The organism is Mesorhizobium sp. A623 (assembly GCF_054489405.1).
In genome coordinates this window covers 35,820-57,825 of sequence record NZ_JBTMXB010000016.1, presented here as the reverse complement: position 1 = coordinate 57,825, position 22,006 = coordinate 35,820, and the positions used below count along the sequence as shown (strand labels likewise).

General features: G+C 63.2%; 19 protein-coding genes and 1 tRNA gene. 5 read left to right on the top strand and 15 right to left on the bottom strand.

All coding sequences use genetic code 11. The annotated features are described in order from the left end of the window. The gene (locus ACX3P1_RS17165) at positions 1-2,397 is read left to right on the top strand and encodes an aldehyde dehydrogenase family protein (protein WP_459080811.1); all 2,397 of its coding nucleotides are present in this window, start codon (positions 1-3) and stop codon (positions 2,395-2,397) included. 68 nt (positions 2,398-2,465) lie between these two features. Beyond that, on the top strand, positions 2,466-3,002 hold the full coding sequence (locus ACX3P1_RS17160; protein ID WP_459080810.1) for an L-2-amino-thiazoline-4-carboxylic acid hydrolase: 537 nt from the start codon (positions 2,466-2,468) through the stop codon (positions 3,000-3,002). A 485-nt stretch (positions 3,003-3,487) separates the two neighbouring features. On the opposite strand, the gene ACX3P1_RS17155 is transcribed toward ACX3P1_RS17160, so the two are convergent. From ACX3P1_RS17155 to ACX3P1_RS17085, 15 genes are all read right to left on the bottom strand, one after another. Next, positions 3,488-4,762, bottom strand: coding sequence for a 4-aminobutyrate--2-oxoglutarate transaminase (locus ACX3P1_RS17155; RefSeq protein ID WP_459080809.1), 1,275 nt, complete (start codon positions 4,760-4,762; stop codon positions 3,488-3,490). A 128-nt stretch (positions 4,763-4,890) separates the two neighbouring features. Beyond that, positions 4,891-5,640 carry an ABC transporter ATP-binding protein gene (locus ACX3P1_RS17150; RefSeq protein WP_459080808.1) on the bottom strand — a complete coding sequence of 250 codons (750 nt, stop codon included), beginning with the start codon at positions 5,638-5,640 and terminating at the stop codon, positions 4,891-4,893. Then, entirely contained in the window at positions 5,637-6,473 is an 837-nt protein-coding gene (locus ACX3P1_RS17145) for an ABC transporter ATP-binding protein (protein ID WP_459080807.1), read from the bottom strand. Before ACX3P1_RS17145 ends, ACX3P1_RS17150 begins: the two co-directional genes overlap by 4 nt. Continuing rightward, positions 6,470-7,396, bottom strand: coding sequence for a nickel transporter permease (gene nikC, locus ACX3P1_RS17140; RefSeq protein ID WP_459080806.1), 927 nt, complete (start codon positions 7,394-7,396; stop codon positions 6,470-6,472). Before nikC ends, ACX3P1_RS17145 begins: the two co-directional genes overlap by 4 nt. A gap of 55 nt (positions 7,397-7,451) precedes the next feature. After that, positions 7,452-8,519: an ABC transporter permease gene (locus ACX3P1_RS17135; RefSeq protein ID WP_459080805.1), complete on the bottom strand. Its 1,068-nt coding sequence runs from the start codon at positions 8,517-8,519 to the stop codon at positions 7,452-7,454. Between the two features lie 18 nt (positions 8,520-8,537). Next, positions 8,538-10,187 carry an ABC transporter substrate-binding protein gene (locus ACX3P1_RS17130; protein WP_459080804.1) on the bottom strand — a complete coding sequence of 550 codons (1,650 nt, stop codon included), beginning with the start codon at positions 10,185-10,187 and terminating at the stop codon, positions 8,538-8,540. 78 nt (positions 10,188-10,265) lie between these two features. Further along, the gene (locus ACX3P1_RS17125) at positions 10,266-11,336 is read right to left on the bottom strand and encodes a D-alanine--D-alanine ligase family protein (RefSeq protein WP_459080858.1); all 1,071 of its coding nucleotides are present in this window, start codon (positions 11,334-11,336) and stop codon (positions 10,266-10,268) included. Beyond that, complete coding sequence (locus tag ACX3P1_RS17120; protein WP_459080803.1) at positions 11,336-11,974, bottom strand: 2-dehydro-3-deoxy-6-phosphogalactonate aldolase; 639 nt, start codon at positions 11,972-11,974, stop codon at positions 11,336-11,338. The genes ACX3P1_RS17125 and ACX3P1_RS17120 overlap by 1 nt, the downstream gene beginning before the upstream one ends. After that, on the bottom strand, positions 11,971-12,909 hold the full coding sequence (locus ACX3P1_RS17115; RefSeq protein WP_459080802.1) for a 2-dehydro-3-deoxygalactonokinase: 939 nt from the start codon (positions 12,907-12,909) through the stop codon (positions 11,971-11,973). Before ACX3P1_RS17115 ends, ACX3P1_RS17120 begins: the two co-directional genes overlap by 4 nt. Next, positions 12,906-13,673: an SDR family NAD(P)-dependent oxidoreductase gene (locus tag ACX3P1_RS17110; RefSeq protein ID WP_459080857.1), complete on the bottom strand. Its 768-nt coding sequence runs from the start codon at positions 13,671-13,673 to the stop codon at positions 12,906-12,908. The genes ACX3P1_RS17115 and ACX3P1_RS17110 overlap by 4 nt, the downstream gene beginning before the upstream one ends. Positions 13,674-13,809: 136 nt before the next feature. Further along, positions 13,810-15,159, bottom strand: coding sequence for a putative bifunctional diguanylate cyclase/phosphodiesterase (locus tag ACX3P1_RS17105; RefSeq protein ID WP_459080801.1), 1,350 nt, complete (start codon positions 15,157-15,159; stop codon positions 13,810-13,812). A 76-nt stretch (positions 15,160-15,235) separates the two neighbouring features. Beyond that, positions 15,236-17,026 (bottom strand): GtrA family protein, encoded by a 1,791-nt coding sequence (locus tag ACX3P1_RS17100; protein WP_459080800.1) that lies wholly within the window; start codon positions 17,024-17,026, stop codon positions 15,236-15,238. 268 nt (positions 17,027-17,294) lie between these two features. Further along, on the bottom strand, positions 17,295-17,462 hold the full coding sequence (locus tag ACX3P1_RS17095; protein WP_459080799.1) for a hypothetical protein: 168 nt from the start codon (positions 17,460-17,462) through the stop codon (positions 17,295-17,297). 98 nt (positions 17,463-17,560) lie between these two features. Continuing rightward, a tRNA-Arg gene (locus tag ACX3P1_RS17090) sits at positions 17,561-17,637 on the bottom strand. A 164-nt stretch (positions 17,638-17,801) separates the two neighbouring features. Beyond that, the gene (locus ACX3P1_RS17085) at positions 17,802-19,289 is read right to left on the bottom strand and encodes a sensor histidine kinase (RefSeq protein WP_459080798.1); all 1,488 of its coding nucleotides are present in this window, start codon (positions 19,287-19,289) and stop codon (positions 17,802-17,804) included. A 278-nt stretch (positions 19,290-19,567) separates the two neighbouring features. Between ACX3P1_RS17085 and rpmH the strand changes: the two genes are divergently transcribed. The 3 genes from rpmH to yidC are packed head-to-tail and all read left to right on the top strand — an operon-like array spanning position 19,568 to position 21,890. Then, positions 19,568-19,702 (top strand): 50S ribosomal protein L34, encoded by a 135-nt coding sequence (rpmH, locus tag ACX3P1_RS17080; protein WP_459080796.1) that lies wholly within the window; start codon positions 19,568-19,570, stop codon positions 19,700-19,702. Between the two features lie 34 nt (positions 19,703-19,736). Further along, a complete protein-coding gene (gene rnpA, locus ACX3P1_RS17075; protein ID WP_459080794.1) occupies positions 19,737-20,069 on the top strand; it encodes a ribonuclease P protein component in 333 nt (110 codons plus the stop codon). 12 nt (positions 20,070-20,081) lie between these two features. Further along, positions 20,082-21,890: a membrane protein insertase YidC gene (gene yidC, locus ACX3P1_RS17070; RefSeq protein WP_459080793.1), complete on the top strand. Its 1,809-nt coding sequence runs from the start codon at positions 20,082-20,084 to the stop codon at positions 21,888-21,890. Positions 21,891-22,006 lie beyond the last annotated feature (116 nt).

The window sequence follows — 22,006 nt, the reverse complement described above, 5'->3', positions numbered from 1 at the left end:
ATGGGACAAATCAAGGACATTCTTCGCACCATGGATTACGGCCCCGCCCCCGAGAGCAACACCGAGGTCCAGAAGTGGCTGGACGCTAAGCCCCAAGGCTTTGGCCATTTCATCGGCGGCAAATTCACAAGCGTCGAAGGCCGCGAAACCTTTCGCGTCATCAACCCGGCCAATGAGGTCGTACTCGGCACGGTCGCGCAGGGCACCGCCCAAGATGTCGATGCCGCCGTCAAGGCCGCGCGCACCGCTTTCGGCAAATGGTCGAAGCTGCCCGGTCATGAACGCGCCAAATACCTCTATGCGATTGCCCGCCACATCCAGAAGCGCGAACGCTTCTTCGCGGTGCTGGAAACGATGGACAATGGCAAGCCGATCCGCGAAAGCCGCGACATCGATATTCCGCTGGCTGCCCGCCATTTCTACCACCATGCCGGTTGGGCCGAGATGGTGGAAACCGAATTCGAGGGGTTTTCGCCGGTCGGCGTCTGCGGGCAGGTCATTCCGTGGAATTTCCCGCTGCTCATGCTGGCCTGGAAGATCGCGCCGGCACTTGCCGCCGGCAACACGGTGGTGCTGAAGCCGGCCGAACTGACGCCGCTGACCGCCATCGCCTTTGCGGAAGTCTGCCGCGAGGTCGGCCTGCCGGCCGGCGTCGTCAACATCGTTAACGGCGACGGCGCGACGGGTTCTGCCCTTTGCGGCCATGAAGGCGTCGACAAGATAGCCTTTACCGGCTCGACCGAGGTTGGCCGCATCATCCGCGAACAACTGGCCGGATCGGAAAAGAAACTGTCGCTGGAACTCGGCGGCAAGTCGCCCTTCCTGGTCTTCGAGGACGCCGACATCGACGGCGCGGTTGAAGGCGTCGTCGACGCCATCTGGTTCAACCAGGGCGAGGTCTGCTGCGCCGGTTCACGCATTCTGGTGCAGGAAGGCATCGCCGAACGGTTCTACGCAAAACTGCGCAAGCGCATGGAAACGCTGCGCGTCGGTGACCCGCTCGACAAGACCATGGATGTCGGCGCGCTCGTCTCGGCCAGCCAGTTGCAGCGCGTCACCGCGCTGGTGGAGCAAGGCAAGGCCGAAGGCGGCACGCTGTGGCAGGCGGCGGTCACGCTTCCTCCCAAGGGTAATTTCTTCGCGCCCGGCTTCTTTACCGAGGTCGAGCCGGCATCGACGGTATGCGAAGTCGAGATTTTCGGCCCGGTCGCCACCGCCACCACGTTCCGCACGCCCGACGAGGCGATCCAGCTTGCCAACAACACGCGCTACGGCCTCGCCGCCTCGGTCTGGTCGGAAAACATCAATCTCGCGCTCGACATGGCGGCGAGGATCAAGGCCGGTGTCGTCTGGATCAACTCGACCAACTTGCTCGATGCGGGCGCCGGCTTCGGCGGCTATCGCGAAAGCGGTTTCGGGCGCGAGGGCGGCCGCGAAGGCCTCACCGAATATCTGGTAGCGGATTGGGAAAAGCGGCTTCCGAAGGCCAAGGTAGAACAGGTGTTCAAGCCCTCGGCGGCTCCGGGCGGTGACGGCAGTGCGGCATCCGGCGCCATCGACCGCACAGCAAAGAACTATGTCGGCGGCAAACAGGCGCGGCCCGACGGCGGCACCAGCTACTCCGTCACAGGCAAGGGCGGAAAGATCATAGGACAGACCGGCATCGGCAGCCGCAAGGACATCCGCAACGCGGTGGAGGCAGCCGCCAAGGCCGGTTCGTGGAGCGGCGTGACCGCGCATAACCGGGCGCAGGTGCTCTATTATCTGGGCGAGAACCTTTCCGCCCGGCAGGCGGAATTCGAAGCGCTACTGGTGGAAAGCACCGGCGTGTCAGCAAAGGCAGCGGCTGACGAATTCGCGGTGACGGTACGCCGAATTTTCTACTACGCGGCGCAGTCCGACAAATATGACGGCGCGGTGCATTCCACCAAGTCGCGCCATGTGACGCTGGCGATGAATGAGCCATGGGGGGTGATGGGCATCGTCTGCCCGGACGAGCAGCCGCTTTTGTCCTTCGTCTCGCTGGTGCTGCCGACTATTTCCATGGGCAACCGCGTCGTCGCCATTCCGTCGGCACGGCACCCGCTGCTTGCCGCCAATTTCTATCAAGTGCTCGACACCTCCGACGTGCCGGCGGGCGTCGTCAACATCGTCACCGGCGAGCGGGATGTGCTGGCAAAAACGCTGGCCGAGCACGACGAGGTCGCAGCACTTTGGTATGTCGGCTCGAAGGAGGGCAGCGCCATGGTGGAGAAAGCATCCAGCGGAAATCTCAAGGTGACATGGGTCAACCATGGCCGTCAGCGCGACTGGATGGACACGCGACAGGGCCAAGGCAAGGACTATCTGCGCCGGGCAAATCAGGTGAAAAACATCTGGGTGCCCTACGGCGAATAGGGCGTTTGCGCAACTTTGTCTGGATGACCAGCAGTCGGGGGCGTACGCTGCGAAGAAAGGAAAATTCGGTGGCAGGTACAGGCGACGGCGCGGAAAAGGAAACCAATGCGGCTTTTGCCGGCGAGATAGGCATTCTCGCGCGGCGCAGGATTGAAGCCGGCATCATCGCGCCGATCTACGAGGAAATGCGCGCCCGTATCTGCGAGGAAATGGCGCAATCCATCCTGGATCAGGCTATCCGCAAGGCGGCCATAGCTGCCGGCAAAAGCTTTGCCGACAAGACGCCGGGCGGCACCAACCTGCGGACCTTTCAGGAATTGCAGGCATTGTGGACGCAGGACGACGCGCTGGTTATCGAAATCGTGAAGGCGACGGATACCGAGTTCGATTACAACGTCCTTCGCTGCCGCTATCCGGAAACCTATCGCGAAATGGGGCTGGGCCATATCGGGCATCTGTTGTCCTGCAACCGCGACGGCGTCTTCTGCGCCGGCTACAATCCGAACATCAAGCTGGAACGCACGCAAACGCTGATGGAAGGCGCCAGCCACTGCAACTTCCGCTACCGGCTCGAAAAAGAAGCGGGGGCCGAGGTGGGAAGCTGAAGGCGTTCCCTCCAACAGGGTGGCGCTACCTCGAAAAATTATATCCACACCCTTTTTCCTCCCCGCATAATCGCCGGCAGTTTCTCCCATGGGAACGCCGGTCGCGACGGTGATTGTGTGGGGAGGAACCGGCTTCCGCCTTCGCGGCTAACGTGGCTGTGAGGACGGACCTGGAAAGTTCGCATGGATGGCGGCTTCATCAAAGGTCGGCCTGCCCTTCGGGGTTGCCGGCTCAATTCAGCGTTCAGCGCTGGGCCGTCGTCTGGAAAGGCACTTTTGCCGTTCCCGGCTACGGGCGATCCCGGCGGACGATTCGGAGACAAAGCCGGACGGGCGGCCGCAAGGGCGCATATCTAACTAAAACGAGCGTCCGTGCGGCCGCCCGTTTTTCCGACCTCTTGGACAAGAGGTCTGCTCTTTGAAATGGCCAGACTGCGAATGCAGGGCGTGGCAACGAAGAAGCACGGGTCTCGGTGGCGGGGCCTTCAGGCCCGCGCTTCGCGGATCGACGCCTCCAGAATATCCAGCGCTTCGGTCATTACGCTGTCCTGGATGGTGATTGGGGCCAGGAAGCGGATGACATTGCCATAGACACCGCAGGTGAGCAGGATCAGGCCCTTTTCCAGCGCCTTCAGCCGGACCGCATTGGCGAATTCGGCCGAGGGCAATCCCTTTTTCACGTCGTTGAACTCGACCGCGTTCATGAAGCCGAGGCCGCGAATATCGACGATCTCGGGCACGTCCGCCCGCAGCGAATCCAGCCGCTGTTTCAACCGGTTGCCTAGCATGTTGGCGCGGTCGCACAGCTTTTCCTCCTCGATCACGTCGAGCACGGCATGCGCCGCCGCCACGCCCAGCGGATTGCCGGCATAGGTGCCGCCGAGGCCGCCCGGTCCCGGCGCGTCCATCAGTTCGGCGCGGCCGGTCACCGCCGAAAGCGGAAAACCGCCGGCCAGGCTCTTGGCCATGGTGGTGATGTCGGCGGCGACATCGTGGTGCTCCATGGCGAACATCTTGCCGGTGCGGGCAAAGCCGGTCTGCACCTCGTCGGCGATGAGCAGGATGCCGTGCTGGTCGCAGATTTTGCGCAGCGCCGAGATGAACTCGCGCGGCGCTTCGTAGAAGCCGCCTTCGCCCTGTACCGGCTCGATGATGATGGCGGCGACGCGGCCCGGATCGACGTCGGCCTTGAACAGCTTGTCCAGCGCCGCCAGCGAATCGGCCACCGTCACGCCGTGCAGCGGCACCGGGAACGGCGCGTGGAACACGTCGCCCGGCATGGCGCCGAAGCCGACCTTGTAGGGCACGACCTTGCCGGTCAGCGCCATGCCCATGAAGGTGCGGCCATGGAAGCCGCCGGCAAAGGCGATGACGGCCGAACGGCCGGTGGCGGCGCGCGCGATTTTGATGGCGTTTTCCACCGCTTCCGCGCCCGTGGTGACGAAGATCGTCTTCTTCTCGAACTTGCCGGGCAACATGGCGTTCAGCCGTTCGGCCAAATGCACATAGTTTTCGTAGGGAACGACTTGGTGGCAGGTGTGGGTAAAGCGGTCGAGCTGCGCCTTGACCGCCGCGATCACCTTCGGATGGCGGTGGCCGGTATTGACGACCGCGATGCCGGAGGAAAAGTCGATGTAGCGGTTGCCTTCGACATCCCAGATTTCCGAATTTTCGGCGCGGTCGGCGTAGATTTGCGTGGTCATGCCGACGCCGCGCGAAATCGACTGGTTCTTGCGTTCGGATATGGCGGCGTTTTTCATCTTTACCTCTTCGGGCGAAAATTGTCTGGACGGGCAGTGTGCTCATCCCCTTGTCGGCTTATTCCGGCATTTGCTCAAGCCCTCACCGCAACCGAGCGATTGGGCCTGCGCGGGGCGCTGTCGAGCAATCAGGCGTCGCGCACGAAGCCTGCGCTGGCGGTCAAAAGGTTGCGCGTGTAGGCCTTGGTCACGCGGTGTTCGGCAAGGGCTGCGGCCTCGAGGTTTTCGACGCCTTCGCCGTTCTGCATCACCATCAGGCGGTCGCACATATGGGTGACGATGGCGAGGTCGTGGCTGACCATCAGGAAAGTCAGGCCGCGCGCGCGGCGCACCTCTTCGAGCAGGTTCAGCACTTCCGCCTGCACCGAGGCGTCCAGCGCCGAGGTCGGCTCGTCGAGCAGCAGGATCGACGGCTCGAGGATCAGCGCGCGGGCGATTGCCACGCGTTGGCGCTGGCCGCCGGAAAGCTGGTGCGAATAGCGGAAGCGGAAGCCGGAGCCCAAGCCGACTTCATCCAGCGCTCGGCTGATACGCTTTTCGCCGTCGGCAATGCCGTGGATGGCAAGCGGCTCCTGCAACAGCCGGTCGATGGTCTGGCGCGGATGCAGCGAGCCGTAGGGGTCCTGAAAGACCATCTGCACCTTGCGGTAAAATTCCTTGTCGCGCCGCTTGCCTAGCTTCTTGCCGTCGACGGTGATGGTGCCGGAAGCGACTGGCGCCAGCCCTGCGATAGCCCGCAGCAAGGTCGATTTGCCGGAACCGGATTCGCCGACCAGCCCGAAGGATTCGCCCGCCTTCACCTCTAGGCTCACGCCCCTGAGTGCGCGAAAGCGGTCATAGACCACTTCCAGATCGTGGACGGCGAGGGCCGGGGTCATTCCGCCCACTCCGGCTTGCGCTCCAGCACCGGCAGCGGGTGGCGGTCGTCGCCGATCTTGGGCATGCAGTTGAGCAGGCCGCGCGTATAGGGGTGCTGGGCGTTGGAGAGTTCCGAAGCTTTCAACTGCTCCACCACCTTGCCCGCATACATGACGATGACGCGGTCGCAGAAGGAGGAGACGAGCCGCAAATCGTGCGAGATGAAGATTAGCCCCATGCCGCGTTCGCTGACCAGCTTGTCGAGGATGCCGAGCACGTCGAGCTGTACGGTGACGTCGAGCGCCGAGGTCGGCTCGTCGGCAATCATCATTTCCGGTCCGGCGACCAGCATCATCGCGATCATGGCGCGCTGGCCCATGCCGCCTGAAACCTCGTGCGGATGCAGGTCGAAGACACGGCCAGGCTCGCGGATCTGCACCGCTTCCAGCATGGCCAGCGCGCGATCGCGCGCCTCGGCCTTGCCCACCTTTTCATGCGTGCGCAGCGTCTCGACGATCTGGCGGCCAATAGTCATGACCGGATCGAGCGAATATTTCGGGTCCTGCAGGATCATGGCGATGCGCTTGCCGCGCAGCGCACGGCGTTCGGCATTGGTGGCGGCAAGCAGGTCGATGCCGTCGAAGGCGAGTTTTTTGGCGCTGACGATGGCCTGCGGTGGCGTCAGTTGCATGATCGCCCGGCCGGTCTGGGATTTTCCGGAGCCGGATTCGCCGACGATGCCAAGCCGCTCGCGGCCGAGCGAGAAGGAAACGCCGCGCACCGCCTCAACGGCGCCCGTGCGCGTTGGAAAAGTGACGCGCAGATCGTCGACTTCGAGCAGCGTGTCGCTCATTGGTCACCACTGCGGGGATCAAGCGCGTCGCGCAAGCCGTCGCCGAGCAGGTTGAAGCCGAGGCTGACGATGAGGATGGCGAAGCCCGGCGCGCCGGCGACCCACCATTGGTCGAGCACGAAGCGGCGGCCCGACGCGATCATCGCGCCCCATTCCGGCAGCGGCGGCTGCGCGCCGAGGCCAAGGAAGCCGAGGCCGGCGGCGGTCAGGATGATACCGGCCATGTCGAGCGTCACCCGCACGATCAGCGAGGAAATGCACAGCGGCATGATGTGGCGCAAGACGATGCGGAACGGCGACGCGCCCATCAATTGCACTGCCTTGATGTAGTCGGAGTTACGCACCGTCAGCGTTTCGGCGCGCGCGATGCGGGCATAGGGCGGCCATGAGGTGATGGCGATGGCTAGAACCGCGTTTTCGATGCCGGGCCCGAGGGCCGCGACGAAGGCCAGCGCCAGGATCAGTTTTGGAAAGGCGAGGAAAATGTCGGTGATGCGCATCAGTATCGTGTCGAGCCAGCCGCCGGCATAGCCAGCGACCGTGCCGACCAAAAGGCCGATAGGGGCAGCGATGATGGCGACGAGCACCACGACATAAAGCGTCCAGCGCGAGCCGTAGAGAATGCGCGAATAGATGTCGCGGCCAAGATCGTCGGTGCCGAACCAGTGGTCGGCGCCGGGCGGCAGCAGGCGCGCGCCGGCGAGATCGCCGATGGTGGCGGAGTAGGGCGCCAGCACATCGGCCAGGGCGGCGCCCAGGATCAGCGCGAGGATGATGAAAAGGCCGAGCAGCGCCAGCCGGTTGGCCGAAAAGCGCAGCCATGCCACATAGGCACGCCCGAGCCGCGCCTGCATGCGCGATGCGGGGCGTTCCGACAAGAGCCAGTCGCGGCGGGACAAAAGGGCGGCTTCGGAAGCGCTCATGCGTGCGCCTCAGTGGGGTTGAGGGGGGCTGTCCAGAGGCGATATCGGGCCATCGTCATTGCGCCTTCGTCCTTGGGTCGAGCACCTGGTAGAGCAGGTCCGAGAAAAGATTGATGGCGATGAAGACGGAACCGATGACGATCGTGCCGCCGAGCACGGCGTTCATGTCGGCATTTTGCAGCGAATTGGTGATGTAGAGGCCGATCCCCGGCCAGGAAAACACCGTCTCGGTCAGCACCGAGCCTTCCAGCAATCCCGCATAGGAAAGCGCGATGACGGTGATCAGCGGCACGGCGGCGTTGCGCAGCGCATGCGCCCAGATGATGCGCGTTTCCGACAATCCCTTGGCGCGGGCCGCGACGATATATTCCTGCGCCAGTTCGTTCAGCATGAAGGACCGCGTCATGCGGCTGATATAGGCCAGCGAGAAATAGCCGAGCAGCAGCGCCGGCAAGATGATGTGGCGGAAGGCGTCGCCAAACACGTCCCACTGGCCCTGCCATGCCGCGTCCAGCAGGTAGAAACCAGTGATCGGCGTGAAGGTGTATTGGTAGACGATGTCGAGGCGGCCGGGAAAGGCCACCCATTGCAGCTTGGCGTAAAACAGCACCAGGCCCAGAAGGCCAAGCCAGAAGATCGGCACCGAATAGCCGATTAGGCCGATGACGCGCACGATCTGGTCGATGAGGCTGCCGCGCTTGACGGCGGCCAGCACGCCGAGCGGAACCCCGAGCAGCGTGCCGATCAGCGTACCGACGGTCGCCAACTCGATGGTGGCGGGAAACACCCGGCGGATGTCTTCCATGACCGGATGGGTGGTCAGGACCGAAATGCCGAAATCCCCGTTCAGGGCGCTCTTCACATAGATGTAGAATTGCTCGATTAGCGGCAGGTCGAGACCCATTTCCCGCCGCGTCCGCTCGATGACATTGGCGTTGGCGCGGTCGCCCAGCACCGCCAGCACCGGGTCGATCGGAATGATCCGTCCGATGAAGAAGGTTACCGCCAGAAGGCCGAGATAGGTCGTTACCGCAATCAGCAGGAAACGCCCGATCGCCGATGCAATCGCCAGGCTGCGGGCGGCGCCACCGGGCGCCGCCGTCTCGGAATCAACCGCGCTCACGCGCCGCTCTCCGAACGATCATTCCTTCGAGATCGGCCCAACGAAGTTGGTGTCGAAGCTCGGGCCAAGCTTGAAGCCCTTGAGATTGTTGCGAGTAGCGGCCACCTCGGTCTGCTGGTAGATGATGACGAAGGGGCTGGTGTCGAGAACCTTCTGTTGCAGGTCCTTGTACATGTCGGCGCGCTTGGCCGAGTCCTTTTCCAGCAGGGCGGCTTCGGTCTGCTTGCTCAGTTCGGGAATGTCCCAGGCATTGCGCCATGCGAGTGTCGCCACCTTGCCGGTGTCGGCATTGTCGGGATTTGAGGCGAAGGTCTGGGCGTTGGAATTCGGGTCGAAATAATCCTGCCCCCACTGGCCGATATAGATGTCGTGGTTGCGGGCGCGGTACTTGGTCAGCGTCTGCTTGCCGTCTCCCGGAATGATCTCGATCTTGATGCCCGCCTGTCCGGCCGTCTGCTGGATGGATTCGGCGATGCCGGTTACCGGCTGGCTGCTGCGCACGTCCATGGTGACGGAAAACCCGTCCTTGAGGCCGGCTTTTTCCAGCAGTTCCTTGGCCTTGGCGACGTCGAGCTTGAAGGGGTTCTCGTCCAGTTCGCCAAGCACGCCCTTGGGCAGGAAGGTCTGGTGGATTTCGCCGATGCCCTTGATCAGCGTCGAGCCGATGGCTTCGTAGTTGACCAGGTACTTGAAGGCCTGGCGCACTTCCGGCTTGGCCAGCGTCTCGTTCTTCTGGTTGAGGCTGATGTAATAGACCGTGCCTTTCGGCGCGCTGGTGGTGACGATCTCGCTGTTCTTGGTGACCGCCTCGAGATCGTTCGGCTCGAGGTTGCGGGCGACATCGATGTCGCCGGCTTCCAGTGCCAGCCGCTGGCCGGAACTTTCCTTCATGTGGCGATAGATGACGCGGGCGAGCTTGGCCTTTTCGCCGTAATAATTGTCGTTGCGGTCCATGACGACGGCTTCGTTGGCGCGCCATTCGCGCAGCGTGAAGACACCCGAGCCGGCAGAATGGGTTTTCAGCCATTCATTGCCGAAGTCATTGTCGTATTTGTAGTCGTCGCTCGGCGTCATCGTCTTGAGATGCTCGGACATCAGCTTCTTGTCGACCACGGAACCGACCGTCGCCGACAGGCAGTTGAGCACGAAGCTTGGCGCATAGGACTTGTCGACGGTGAAGACAAAGGTTGTGTCGTCGGTGGCCTTGGCCTTTTCCGCGACGTTGTCGGCGGTCAGCCCGAACTGAGTGAGGATGAAGGCCGGGCTCTTGTCGAGCTTGACGACGCGCTCGAACGACCAGGCCACGTCGGCGGCGGTCAAAGGGTTGCCGGAAGCGAATTTCAGGCCGGGCCGCAGCTTGAACGTGTAGGTCAGGCCGTCGTCGGAAATGCTCCAGCTTTCGGCCAGGTCGCCCTTGACCTTGGAGGTGTCGCTGAGGTCGAGGCGCACCAGGAGGTCATAGGTGTTGCCGGTCACCTCCGCCGTGGAAAGCTCGAACGCTTCCGCCGGATCCATCGAGATGATGTCGTCGATGGCAAAGCCTTCGACCAACGTGTCGGCCGGGGTCGCGGCATAGGTGACAATCGGGACACCGGCAACCAGAAGCGCGGATAGGGCGACACCGGCGAGCCAGAAGCGCGGGCGCAAGGCGATCTTTTCCATCATCATTTCAGACGTTCCCTGTGGTTGTTGTTGTTTTTGCCGGCATCAGGACGAGCCGGTTTATCCTAACCATAGCGGCAGGTTTCAGGCCCCGCAACGGGGTATGAAGCGGTTTGCGGCAGCCTCTGCCATGGCATCGGCCAGCGTCATATTCCATTGCGTCCGGCAATAAGCCCGAAAATCGAAGCAGGGCAGGCCGGGGCAGACTTCGAATTCGATCAGGTGGACGGTGTCGTCGGGCTCGACGCGGAAATCGAGGGAAAAGACGTCGCGCAGGCCAAGCGTCCGCATCAGCGTTTCGGCGATGCCGCGGATTTCGGCGTCCGCCGCCGGTTGGCTGGCTGCCACGGCCAAAAGTTCGGGTTCGGCGTATTTGCCGTCCATCTTCGCCTGTTCGCCGGTTGCGCCATAGAGGGCAAGACTGTCTTCCATGGTCTGGAAGTCGGCCCCGGAATCGACGAAAGCGACGCCCAGCGCTTCCGCGCCGGTCTGCGGCGTCAAGCCGAGAAAGCTGGCGCGCACATTGCGCCCAGCGACATAGGGTTGCACGATGGTGTCGTCGCGGTAGAGGGCAAAGATGCGGCGGCTGATTTCCAGCGCGTGGGCGAGGTTTTCGCAGCGCGAATCCGGCCAGATACCGATCTTGGCGCCGAGCCGGTTCGGCTTGACGAACCAGCCATCGGGCGAGGCGGGCGGCTCCACCAGCCATTTCCCGCCACGGGCAAGCCCGCCGCGCGGGACCGGCAGGCCAAGCGCGCCGAGCACAGCACCTGAGCGGAACTTGTCCTGGCACAGTGCAAACAGGGAATCGTCGCTGCCGATGGTTCGCAAGCCGTTCAGCCGGGCCAGCGCCGGGGCCGCGCCGCCACGAAAATAGGCGATGCCGTCGGTCAGCGTCCACACCAGTGTTGCTTGAGGGTCGAAGCCGGCGAGCGCCTTTGCGGCATCGTCCAGTTCAACCGGTACGAAAGTCACTCCGCGTTCCCGGCAGGCTGCCGCCAGTACATCGAATTCGGGAAAAAGATCGCTCGACTGCGCCAGATAGGAGGAAATCTCGGCGGCACGCTCGGCTGCGTGACCGTCGGCGAGCAGCCGGTCGAAACAGGCGCGTTCCGGTTCATAGACCAGCGCCAGATGCGGTTTCACGGATGCCATCATGCGGCCTTGAACGCGCTGTTCCAGGCGCTTGCAGCAGTGCGGGCGCGGTCTGCCACCTCGTCCACGCTCATGCCCGGCTTGAACAGGCTGGAACCGAGGCCGAACACCGACACGCCGGCCGCCTTGTAACCGGCGAAATCCTTGTCGGAAACGCCGCCGACGGCCCCGACCAGCGTGTCGGCAGGCAGCACGGCGCGCATGGCCGCGATGCCAGACGCGCCAAGCACGCTGGCGGGAAAGAATTTCAGCGCCGACGCGCCGAGGCGGATCGCCTGAAAAGCTTCCGTGGGAGAAAAAACGCCGGGCATCGTCACCATGCCATGCGTCGCGGCCCGGCACATCACGTCGGCATCGATATTGGGGCTGACCAACAGGCGGCCGCCGGCATGGTGGAGGGCGTCGACATCGGCAGCGGTCAGCACTGTACCGGCGCCGATCAGCGCCGTTTCAGGCAGCGCCTCGACGAGTTTGGCAATTGAGGAAAAAGGGTCCGGCGAATTGAGCGGCACCTCGATCGCCTCGATGCCGGCCTCGAAGATCGCCTGGCCCATGGCCACGGCTTCGTCAGGCTTCAGCCCGCGCAGGATCGCGACAAGGCCGCGTCGAAGCTTTGGAAAGGGAGCGGTCTGGGTCATGCGGGCGTTTCCTGAACCATGCCATTGTGGCGGGCGGCGGCAAACAGGCCGATCCGCACGGCGTTTTCAGCATCGACCTGCCGGACCGCCAGCCCGGCGAGGTCGAAAGCGGCGAGATAGAGTGCGCCGAGCGCTCCCGAGGCAACCAGCGTGATCGGCCCCTGCACTGCTCCATAGCGGCGCTTGGCCGAAGCGATTTCGCCGCCGATCAAAAGACCCGACAGGCGCGCCGCCGCATCGCCGGGCTCCAGACCCTGCAACAGGCTGGCGGCACGGATCGCAAACAGGCTGGCCGTGACGTCGCCACCCTCGGCCAGGGCTGCCCCGCAGGAACGCGGGAAGACTTCATTTGTGGGGCTGACCGGGGCCGCGCTTTCTCCCAGCGAATGGCGCAGGATCGAATGCGTGGCCAGCAGCGAGAACAATTCGCCGGTCGGCCAGGTGCCGAAGCCGATGACCGCGCCGTCCTCGACCTCGACCCATTTCGAATGGGTGCCGGGCATGCAGGCGAGATGCCGGCCCTTTGGAGGCAGACCGGCGCCGGCAAGCTGCGTCTCCTCGCCGCGCATCACGTCGGGCGCGTCGGCCAGCCGCTGGGCAAGGCCCGGTACGATGCGAATGTCCCGCGCTTGGCCCGGCAAGCGCACGGCCCCCTTCAGGATGGCATCGATCGGCGCCGGCGTATCGACATAGGGCGCTTCGATCCAGCCCTGCCGCGAACCGGCCATGCCGCAGACGATGACCGGCAGCGTTGCCGGTGCCGCCATGGCGGTGAGATGGCCTTCGAGAACGGTGTAGAAACCGGTTGCCTTTGCCGTGATCAGCCCGTCATCGCCGCGCCGCTCGGCCAGAACGTTGCCGGAAGCATCGAGCAGCCATAGCCGCAGTCGGGTGGTGCCCCAGTCGACGGCGGCGATCGCCGGCCGGTTCGTCACAGCATGCCTCCATCGACGATAAGGGTCTGTGCCGTCAGCATGGACGAGGCGTTGGAGGCGAGGAAGAGACACGGCCCGACCATGTCTTCGGCCACCATCATCTTCGGGATCGCCTGGCGGGAAATGTGCCGGTCGAGGCTTTCTTGCGTAACCCACAGGTCGCGCTGGCGCTCGGTGACGACCCATCCCGGCGCGATGGCGTTGACCCGGATTCCATCCTTGCCGTAGCGGCCGGCAAGCCCTTTGGTCAGGCCGACAATGCCAGCTTTCGCCGTGGTGTAGGCGGGCATGTCGCCCAGATTGAGCATGTAGGAGGTCGAGGTGAAATTGACGATCGACCCGTGGCCGGCTTTCTTCATGCCGCCCACGACCGCTTGTGCGGTGAAGAAATGCGGCCGCAAATTGATCGCGTGGTTGGCGTCCCAGGCTTCCGGCGTCAGGTCTTCGGCCGCGTGGCGGTCGTCGCGCGCCGCGTTGTTGACCAGCACCGTCACCGGTCCATGCGCGGCCACTGCCTGTTGAACCGCCGCGCGCAAGGCGGCGACATCGCGCAGATCGGCCGTGATGGGCAGCGGCCGGCTGCCGGTTGCCGCGGCAATCTCGTCGCATAATGCCAGGCTCTGCTGCTCGGCAATGTCGATGAAGGCGACCTTCGCGCCCTGGCGGACAAAGCCTTCCGTCAGTTTCGCGCCGATGCCGGACCCGCCGCCTGTAATCAGCACGGAAGCGCCTTCAAGGTCGGTGAAACGTGCCGATGGCATCATGCTTGTGTCTCTCATTTCGCGCGGCGCATCCTAGCGGCGGCCATGGTGCGGGCAAGCGCGAAAACACCGATCAGGCGACTTTGTCGCGCGCGATGCTGTGGCTACGGTTACCCGGAAATCACACTTTGCGAGGCCTTCAAACGGCCTTGGCGCGATTCTTGTCATGATAGGCGTTGCGCAGATAAGCGAGCGTCGCGTTCGCGTCCACCGGCTTGCCGAACAGGAAACCCTGCCCGCCGGCGCAGCCGAACTGAATGAGCCGTTCGGCCTGCTCCTCGTGCTCGATCCCTTCGGCCACGACATCCATGCCCAGCCCGTCGCACATCGCCAGGATGGCGCGGATTATATGCTCCGAGGGCCGGTCTTCGAGGATGGACGACACGAAGGCCCGGTCGATCTTCAGCTTGTCGAAGTGGAATTCGCGCAAGCGCCCAAGCGACGACTGGCCGGTTCCGAAATCGTCGAGCGACACGCGGATTCCGACGCGGCGCAAATCGTCCATGATCTTCTCCGCCGATGCCGGGTCGTTCATCAGGCCCGATTCGGTGATCTCGACCTCCAGTCGGCGCGGATCGAACCCGCTCCGGTCGAGGATGGACAGGATATGCAGGCCGGTGTTCTGGTCGACCAGTTGCGACGGCGACAGGTTGAAGGACAGGAACAGTTCCTTTGGCCAGTTGCGCGCCGATTCCGTCGCCTTGCGCAGCAGTAACTGCGACATCGGCCCGATGATGCCCCGCTCTTCGGCGATCGGAATGAACACGACCGGAGAAACCTGGCCGAGGTCGCGGTCGGTCCAGCGCGCCAGTGTTTCGAAACCCATGGTTCGCCGGCTCTTGAGGTCGACGATAGGCTGGAAATACGGCTCGACCTCGCCCGCCGATACCGCCCGGCGCAGCGCCTGTTCGATACGGGTGACGCGCTTGGCCGCTTCCTCCATTTCGTGGGTATAGACGAACACCTGGCTGCGTCCCGACCGCTTGGCGTGATAGAGCGCGGTTTCGGCCTTATTGAGCAGGATTTCCGTCGTCTCGTCGCCGGAATAGAACAGCGAGCAGCCGGCCGAGGCCGACAGCCGCGCGGTGCGTTCGCCGACATCGTAGGGCGCCGACAGGATCTCGATCAGCATGCGCGCCTTCGCGGTCGCGGCCTCTTCGCTGAAGACGAGCGGATAAAGAAAGGCGAATTCGTCAGCGCCTATCCTGCATACGGTCGAATTGGCATCCATCGATGCGCTGAGCCGCATGGCCACCTGGGCAAGGATGTCGTCCCCCGCCTTTTGGCCGAACAGGTCGTTGATCGGCTTGAATCCGTCGAGGTCGATGATGCCGACGGCAAACGGCGCCGGATCCTCGGCCCGCTCGCCGATCAGCCGTTCGACCTTGTCGACAAATCGGCGCTGATTGCCAAGCCCGGTAAGGGCATCGGTAAACGCCAGGTCTGTGCCCGCCCTGGTCGTTTCCCCGGTGCCAAACGATGTTTGCATCGGTCTTCCTGTGTTTTTTAAATCATTCGATCCGGAAATTGGCAGAAAACCATTTAGGAAACGTATCGGTGGCTGCTCATTTGTCTGAAATAACGCGATAAAGCTCCAGTGGCTTGCCGGGTGTCCCCGAGACGGGCTCCAGCCACTCGGGCACGGTGCCGCGCAGCATCTGGGCAAGAAGCCCGTTCGGGGCGCCATCGACGAGAAGCTGGTTCTCGGCGTTTTGCGGGCAAATGGCGACAAGGCCGACATGGTTGGCATCGACCAGCGCCCTGGCTTCGGCCGGTGTTCCCATGAGCGCGTTGAGCGCGATGAGATTGCCTTTTCCGTTGCGGTGGTAGGGGCCGGCCAAGGCGCGATGGCGCGAATAGAACAGGATCGGCGAGCCGAGGTTGGACGTCGCCAGCACGGTGGTATCGGGCTGGGCGGCAAGCGGCAGGAAGTCTTTTGCGACATCGCAGTCTGCCGTCGCGCCTTTGCCCGCTTGCGCCGCCTTTTCGTCAAACGCGGTGGCCGCCGCTGCCGCCATGCCCGCCCACACCGCGTTCAGCGATACGAGCCACACCGCGATCATCTTGAGCGAAACAATTTTGGTGGGCGTGGTCTGGGCCCGCTCGCGCCAGACGGCGATCCAGGCCGCAAGCGGCAGGGTGGCGAAAGCGATGGAAAACGTCGAACCGCGGACCTGCCAGATGCTGGCGACGAACGCGGCGGCCAGAACGGCCGCCACCACGCAGTCGGCCCTGCGCCAAGCCCGCTGGCGCAGGCTGAGCGCCATCAAGGCAAGTGCTATCGCAGGCGTGATATAGCGCCCGACCACGGAAGGATCTTTGTGCGCGATGAGTTCGAACAGCGACTGGGCCTCGGAAATGTGGTCCAGCCAGTATTCGTGCAGGCGGGGATCAAGCCCCGCATAGGGGGCCGCGAGACATTCGGGAAACCAGTGCAGGACCACGAAGACCAGCCCGGCCCCAAGTGCTGCCGTTGCTGCCAGTCTTCGTTGGAAACTGCCGCGCAGGAGTTCGCTCGACGCCACGGCGGCAAGGCCTCCCCCGGCAATGGCTGCGACGGCAAACTGGGTCATCGAGAAGGCGTCGCATCGGGCCTGACCCCATTCGGAGGCCGGAATGGTTGCTGCGAATACCAGCGCCGAGATGCCTGCAAAGCCGAGGCCGTAATCCCTGGCGACGGCTCTTTCTTCGTCCGCACCGAAGACGAATAGGCCCGCCGCGCACAACCCGATGGCCGCGACATAGGGGGCGGTTTCCATCCCGACTGCAAGCGTCAGGCCCGCACAGACGCCCGAAAGCAGGGCCGCGCCCTTGCGCGTTGGCGCCGCCAGCAGGAAGGACACGCTGGCCAGCGTCAATGTGAGCTGGATGTTATGATGATCGAGCGAACCCGGCGAAAAAATGCCGAGGAAATGCAGTGCCGCCGCCCCTGTTACGACAGCGGGCAGGACAGCGCCTTCTCCTGCGAAACGGCGTGCCGAGCGGGCGATGAAGAACACGCTGAGGCAGAATGTGAGGGCCGGCCACGCAATTCTGGCGGTGGTTTCGGCTGCTGCCATGCTACCGGTCAAGGCGGATACGGCCAGGACGATGGCGGCGATGGGCGCGTCGACCAGCCGCGACCAGTGCATGATGAAGCCGCCTTCAGGCCCCATCCTGTATTGATGCAGGTCGAACCAGCCTTGCCCGGCCAGCCAGTCGCGAACCTCGACCAGCCTGAACAGGCTGTCATTGTCGCTGGCGCTGCTCAATGTCTTGAAGCCGCCGACCGCCTCGACGGCAAGCGCGACCAGCATGGCCAGCACGGCAAAGCCAAAATCTTGCCGCCAGCCCGTTTGCGGAAGCTTCGAAGCCATTACGGCACTGGTGGAGGACATGGGAACAGACCCTGGGACCGAACTGAAGGCGGATAGTATGCGGACCGGCTTCAATAAAGCGTAAAGCCGTCCTGACCCTGCGCACCTGTTCGCCAGCGACGGCGTCCGGGGAAATAGCCGGAGACCGGCTCATGGCATCGAGGATATGGCTCGAGACAGGAAATCGTAGAATCGCGACTTCTCGATCCCGAAAAACCCTCGCCGCCGGTTTCGCGGTGCGGCAGAAGAAGCCCCTTACGATCGCGCTCTATAGCCCAAGATAGGCGCGGCGCACTTCCGGGTCGTTGATGAGGGCCTTGGCCTCGCCATGGTGGACGATGTGCCCGGCTTCCATGACATAGCCGCGGTCGGCGCCCGATAGCGGAACGTTGCCTCCATCGAGCCAATCGCCGAAATCTGTGATCGTGTTAGCCATTTGCCTCTCCCGGTAGTAGCGCCTTAGTAGCTTAACCGAAGAGGCTTTTCGCCGTAAGCCTCGCAGCAGTGTTAACGTATTGATTTCATTATCAAAATTGGCGCGCCCGGAAGGATTCGAACCTCCGACCCCCAGATTCGTAGTCTGGTGCTCTATCCAGCTGAGCTACGGGCGCGCAACAGGCCGTGCAGGACACGACCTCGCATGCCGTTCCAGAACGAACGGCAGCGAACGGCTGTTCACTAGCGATTGAATTCCTGAAAAGCAAGTCGATCTTGCCAAAAGTTTTCCGCTCGAAAACCGCGTGTGTGGCCAACTGCGGTTATTGCGGTCCAATCGTCAGGCGGGTCGGCGCAAATTTCCACGGAGCCGGGCAAGTTGGGCCGGTTGGTCGGGAATGGATACCGCAAATGTGGTGCGCCCGCCGATGCTTTCCATCAGTTCCAATGTGCCGCCATGGGCGCGCACCAGTTCCTGGGCGATGGCCAGGCCAAGGCCGGTGCCACCGCTGCGGGCCGCGCCGCGAAATGCCGCAAACAGGTTTTCGCGCGCCTTTGCCGGCAGGCCGGGGCCAGTATCGGTGACAAGGATGCGGCTGACGCTGCCGTGTCGTTCGACCGACACCGTCAGCCTGCGCACGACGGTGCTGTCGGTGTCGCCGGCCATCGCCTGCACGGCATTGCGGAACAGATTGGTCAGCACCCGGAACAGTTGCTCGGCGTCGGCGTCCATCTCGAAGCCGACGGGGACGGCGTTTTCGAATTCGATGCCGCCTTCCATATCCAGCAGGCTTTGCACCTCCTCGACCAACTGGCGCAGCCGAAGCCTGCGGCGCGTCGGCGGCGCCTCTTGCGTGCGCCCGTAGGCCAGCACGCCTTCCGAATAGGCAACGGCCCGGTCGAGGGCCTTCAAGAGCCTTGGCGCGTAAGCCTGGACGGTCGGATCCTTCACCTGGCCAAGGCGGTCCGACATCAGTTGCGCCGACGCCAGGATGTTGCGCATGTCGTGATTGATCTTGGATACCGCCAGGCCAAGGTCGGCCAGATGCTTCTGGTCCGCCAGCATCCTGTGCACGCGCTGCTGCATCAGGGAAAGCTCGCGCTCGACGACGCCGATCTCGTCCGCCCGCAGGGCAGGGCGGATTATCCGGGAAGGATCGTCCGGCGCCTGCGAAAAGGACAGCATCGACCGGCTGATCGCCTGCATCGGCCGGATCATGATGCGGTCGATGGTTACGTAGACAAGGGCCGCGGTAAACAGCGAAATCAGCAAGGAAATGACGGCGACCGTGCGCGAATAGCTCAGCATGGCGCTGCGCAGCCGATGGTCCGGCATGACCAGCTCGAATTCCTTGCCATTGTCGCCGACGGGGCCGAACACGCGCAGCATCCGGTCGCCGCCGAATACGAGTGTGCTGAGTGCGCCCGTCATCTCATCCGCCATGCCGATATGGGCGATGTCGATATGCTCATCCACCTGCGGCGGCATTTCCGCGACGGCAAGCAAGCGGGAGACGCCGCCGTCGCGCAGCGCGATCGCCTTGGCGCCGATGGCCATCAGCACATCGTTTTGCGCCGCCTGAGACAGGCTCTTTGTGTCGCTTTGCAGCAGAACGATCGAAACCGCCGCCGCGGTCGCAAGGCGCTCCTTCAGCCAGGTCACGCGGTAACTGGCGATCGAGGGGAGAAAAATGAGGATTTCGGCCAAAAGACCGAAGACGATGGTGAACAGCAAAAGCTTGGCCGACAAGCTACGCGCCAAGGGCACCGAGCGGGCAGCTTGCGGTTCAGTAACCGAACTGTGATTTACGGGATTGATGTCGCTCATTCGCGGCCGATGCCATATCCGATCATGCTATCCGGCGAGAAGTCATTCTGCAAATTTCCTGCCGGTTCCTTGAGATAGGCCGGGGATGCCGGGCGACAATATGGGCGTCTGCCGAGCGGTCCGGTCGGATTGACTTCCAAAAGCCTTCTTTCTATAAGCCCGCTCACGCTCGGGCCGTACAACCCGGCGCGGTTTCGGTCGCGCCAGCTACGCCCGGCAAAGCTCCTGTTGCATAAGTAGCAGATTCAAGAAGGGCCGCACTCCGCGGTATTAAACAAATGAAGCGTACCTATCAGCCTTCCAAACTCGTCCGCAAGCGCCGTCACGGCTTTCGCGCGCGCATGGCCACCAAGAGCGGCCGTGCCGTCGTTGCTGCCCGTCGCAATCGCGGCCGCGCGCGGCTAAGCGCCTGAGGCGCAAGACCCGTTGCCGGCTACGGGAAAGCCAATGGGGCAAAGTCCCGGACGGTTACTGAAGCGTGCAGAATTTCTTGCCGTCAGGCGTGGCGAAAAGCGCCGGGGACGGCTTTTTCTCGTTGAAGTCCTGGACAGGGGCGACGGCGGGTTGGCGCGCGTTGGCTATACCGTGACCAAGAAGGTCGGCAATGCGGTTGTCCGCAACCGTATCAGGCGGCGGCTCAAAGAGGCCGTCCGCACGCATGCCGCTGATGACATGGCGCCGGGCAGGGACTATGTCATCGTCGGGCGCGAAGACGTGCTTTCCGCTCCGTTCGGTTCACTGGCAGCCGAACTCTCCCGCCGAATTCGCGCAACACGATAGGCCCGAAGCTCGATGCAAAATAACCGCAATTTCTTTATCACGATCGCGCTGTCGGTGCTGATCCTGACCGTGTGGCAGGTGTTCTACATGAACCCGCGCATCGAGGCGCAGCGCGAGACCGCCAAGGTCGAGGCGTCGCGCGTCGAAGACAGCAAGGCTGGGGATACAGCCACGCCGGGCGCGGCAACGGAAGCCACGTCGCAGGGGGCGATCCCCAATGCGGTGGGCACCGACGGGTCGACGCCGGCCGGGCGCGAGCAGGCGCTGGCTGCGGCGGCGCGCATCAAGATCGAGACGCCTAGCCTCGAGGGCTCCATCAACCTGACCGGCGCTCGCCTCGACGATCTTAGCCTGAAGCACTACCGGCTGACCGTCGACAAGGACTCGCCCGAAATCGAATTGCTGAACCCGGCTTCCCTGCCCAGCGGCTACTTTGCCGAAATCGGTTTCGTCGGCAACGACAAGACCGGCACGGTGCCCGGCCCCGAAACGGTGTGGACCGTGGACGGTAACTCGACGCTGACCCCCACCACCCCCGTCACCCTGACCTATACCAACGACAAGGGCCTGGTTTTCAAGCGCATCTTCAGCGTCGATGAAAACTACATGTTCACGATTTCCGACACGGTACAGAATCCGGGAACCGATGCGGTCGTGCTGTCGAATTACGGACGCGTTACCCGTTTCGGCAAGCCGCACGACCAGAGCACCTATGTGCTGCATGAGGGCCTCATCGGCGTGACCGGTGAAGAGGGATTGCAGGAGCACAAATACTCGGCGGTCGAAAAGGACAAGCAATTTACCCCGGGCAAGTCCACCGACGGCTGGCTGGGCATCACCGACAAATACTGGGCGGTCACGCTGGTGCCGTCGGCCAAGCAGCCGTTCCAGCCGCGCTTCGCCTATTTCGAAGACGGCCGCCATCGCTATCAGTCGGACTATTTGTCCGATCCGATGACGATTGCCGGCGGCCAGTCCGCCACGGTCGAATCGCTGGTGTTCGCCGGGGCCAAGGAAGTCGCCAAGATCAACGCCTATGAAAAGGACCGCGACATCCGCCGCTTCGATCTGCTGATCGATTGGGGCTGGTTCCATTTCATCACCAAGCCGATGTTCTGGCTGATCGACACGCTGTACAAATTCTTCGGCAATTTCGGCCTGGCGATCATCGCCACCACCGTCCTGGTGAAGGCCGTGTTCTTCCCGCTCGCCAACAAGTCCTATTCGTCGATGGCGAACATGAAGAAGGTCCAGCCCAAGATGGCCGAAATCCGCGAGAAATACGCGGACGACAAGATGGCCCAGCAAAAGGCGATGATGCAGCTCTACAAGACCGAGAAGATCAATCCGGTCGCGGGCTGTTGGCCGATGCTGGTGCAGATTCCGGTGTTCTTCGCGCTGTATAAGGTGCTCTACATCACCATCGAGATGCGGCACGCGCCGTTCTTCGGCTGGATTCACGACCTGGCTGCGCCCGACCCGACATCGCTGTTCAACCTGTTCGGCCTGCTGCCGTTCGCGGCTCCGGCCTTCCTGATGATCGGCGTCTGGCCGCTCATCATGGGTATCACCATGTTCCTGCAGATGCGCATGAACCCGACTCCGCCGGACCCGACGCAGGCGATGATCTTCACCTGGATGCCGGTCGTCTTCACCTTCATGATGGCGGGCTTCCCGGCAGGGCTGGTCATCTACTGGGCATGGAACAACACGCTCTCGATTATCCAGCAGGGCATCATCATGAAGCGGCAGGGCGTGAAGGTCGAATTGTGGGACAATTTGGTGGGGCTGTTCAAGAAGAAACCGGAACCGGTCAAGTAGCCGGCGCGCCACCTGACCTTAACAAAAGCCCCGGCCTGTCCGGGGTTTTTGCTGAATGCGGTTTCGAATGGTACTCGCAGGCGGATCGCGCTACTTTTGCGGCGCCGACAAGCGGA

What these genes read in the sequence shown, in the direction of transcription:
- ACX3P1_RS17130 (WP_459080804.1), bottom strand. Translation starts at nt 10,187, where the DNA reads ATGATGATGGAAAAGATCGCCTTGCGCCCGCGCTTCTGGCTCGCCGGT.
- rpmH (WP_459080796.1), top strand. Translation starts at nt 19,568, where the DNA reads ATGAAGCGTACCTATCAGCCTTCCAAACTCGTCCGCAAGCGCCGTCAC.
- ACX3P1_RS17165 (WP_459080811.1), top strand. Translation starts at nt 1, where the DNA reads ATGGGACAAATCAAGGACATTCTTCGCACCATGGATTACGGCCCCGCC.
- ACX3P1_RS17120 (WP_459080803.1), bottom strand. Translation starts at nt 11,974, where the DNA reads ATGACCCAGACCGCTCCCTTTCCAAAGCTTCGACGCGGCCTTGTCGCG.
- ACX3P1_RS17155 (WP_459080809.1), bottom strand. Translation starts at nt 4,762, where the DNA reads ATGAAAAACGCCGCCATATCCGAACGCAAGAACCAGTCGATTTCGCGC.
- ACX3P1_RS17100 (WP_459080800.1), bottom strand. Translation starts at nt 17,026, where the DNA reads ATGGCTTCGAAGCTTCCGCAAACGGGCTGGCGGCAAGATTTTGGCTTT.
- ACX3P1_RS17105 (WP_459080801.1), bottom strand. Translation starts at nt 15,159, where the DNA reads ATGCAAACATCGTTTGGCACCGGGGAAACGACCAGGGCGGGCACAGAC.
- ACX3P1_RS17125 (WP_459080858.1), bottom strand. Translation starts at nt 11,336, where the DNA reads ATGGCATCCGTGAAACCGCATCTGGCGCTGGTCTATGAACCGGAACGC.
- ACX3P1_RS17085 (WP_459080798.1), bottom strand. Translation starts at nt 19,289, where the DNA reads ATGAGCGACATCAATCCCGTAAATCACAGTTCGGTTACTGAACCGCAA.
- ACX3P1_RS17110 (WP_459080857.1), bottom strand. Translation starts at nt 13,673, where the DNA reads ATGATGCCATCGGCACGTTTCACCGACCTTGAAGGCGCTTCCGTGCTG.
- ACX3P1_RS17095 (WP_459080799.1), bottom strand. Translation starts at nt 17,462, where the DNA reads ATGGCTAACACGATCACAGATTTCGGCGATTGGCTCGATGGAGGCAAC.
- yidC (WP_459080793.1), top strand. Translation starts at nt 20,082, where the DNA reads ATGCAAAATAACCGCAATTTCTTTATCACGATCGCGCTGTCGGTGCTG.
- rnpA (WP_459080794.1), top strand. Translation starts at nt 19,737, where the DNA reads ATGGGGCAAAGTCCCGGACGGTTACTGAAGCGTGCAGAATTTCTTGCC.
- ACX3P1_RS17145 (WP_459080807.1), bottom strand. Translation starts at nt 6,473, where the DNA reads ATGAGCGACACGCTGCTCGAAGTCGACGATCTGCGCGTCACTTTTCCA.
- nikC (WP_459080806.1), bottom strand. Translation starts at nt 7,396, where the DNA reads ATGAGCGCTTCCGAAGCCGCCCTTTTGTCCCGCCGCGACTGGCTCTTG.
- ACX3P1_RS17150 (WP_459080808.1), bottom strand. Translation starts at nt 5,640, where the DNA reads ATGACCCCGGCCCTCGCCGTCCACGATCTGGAAGTGGTCTATGACCGC.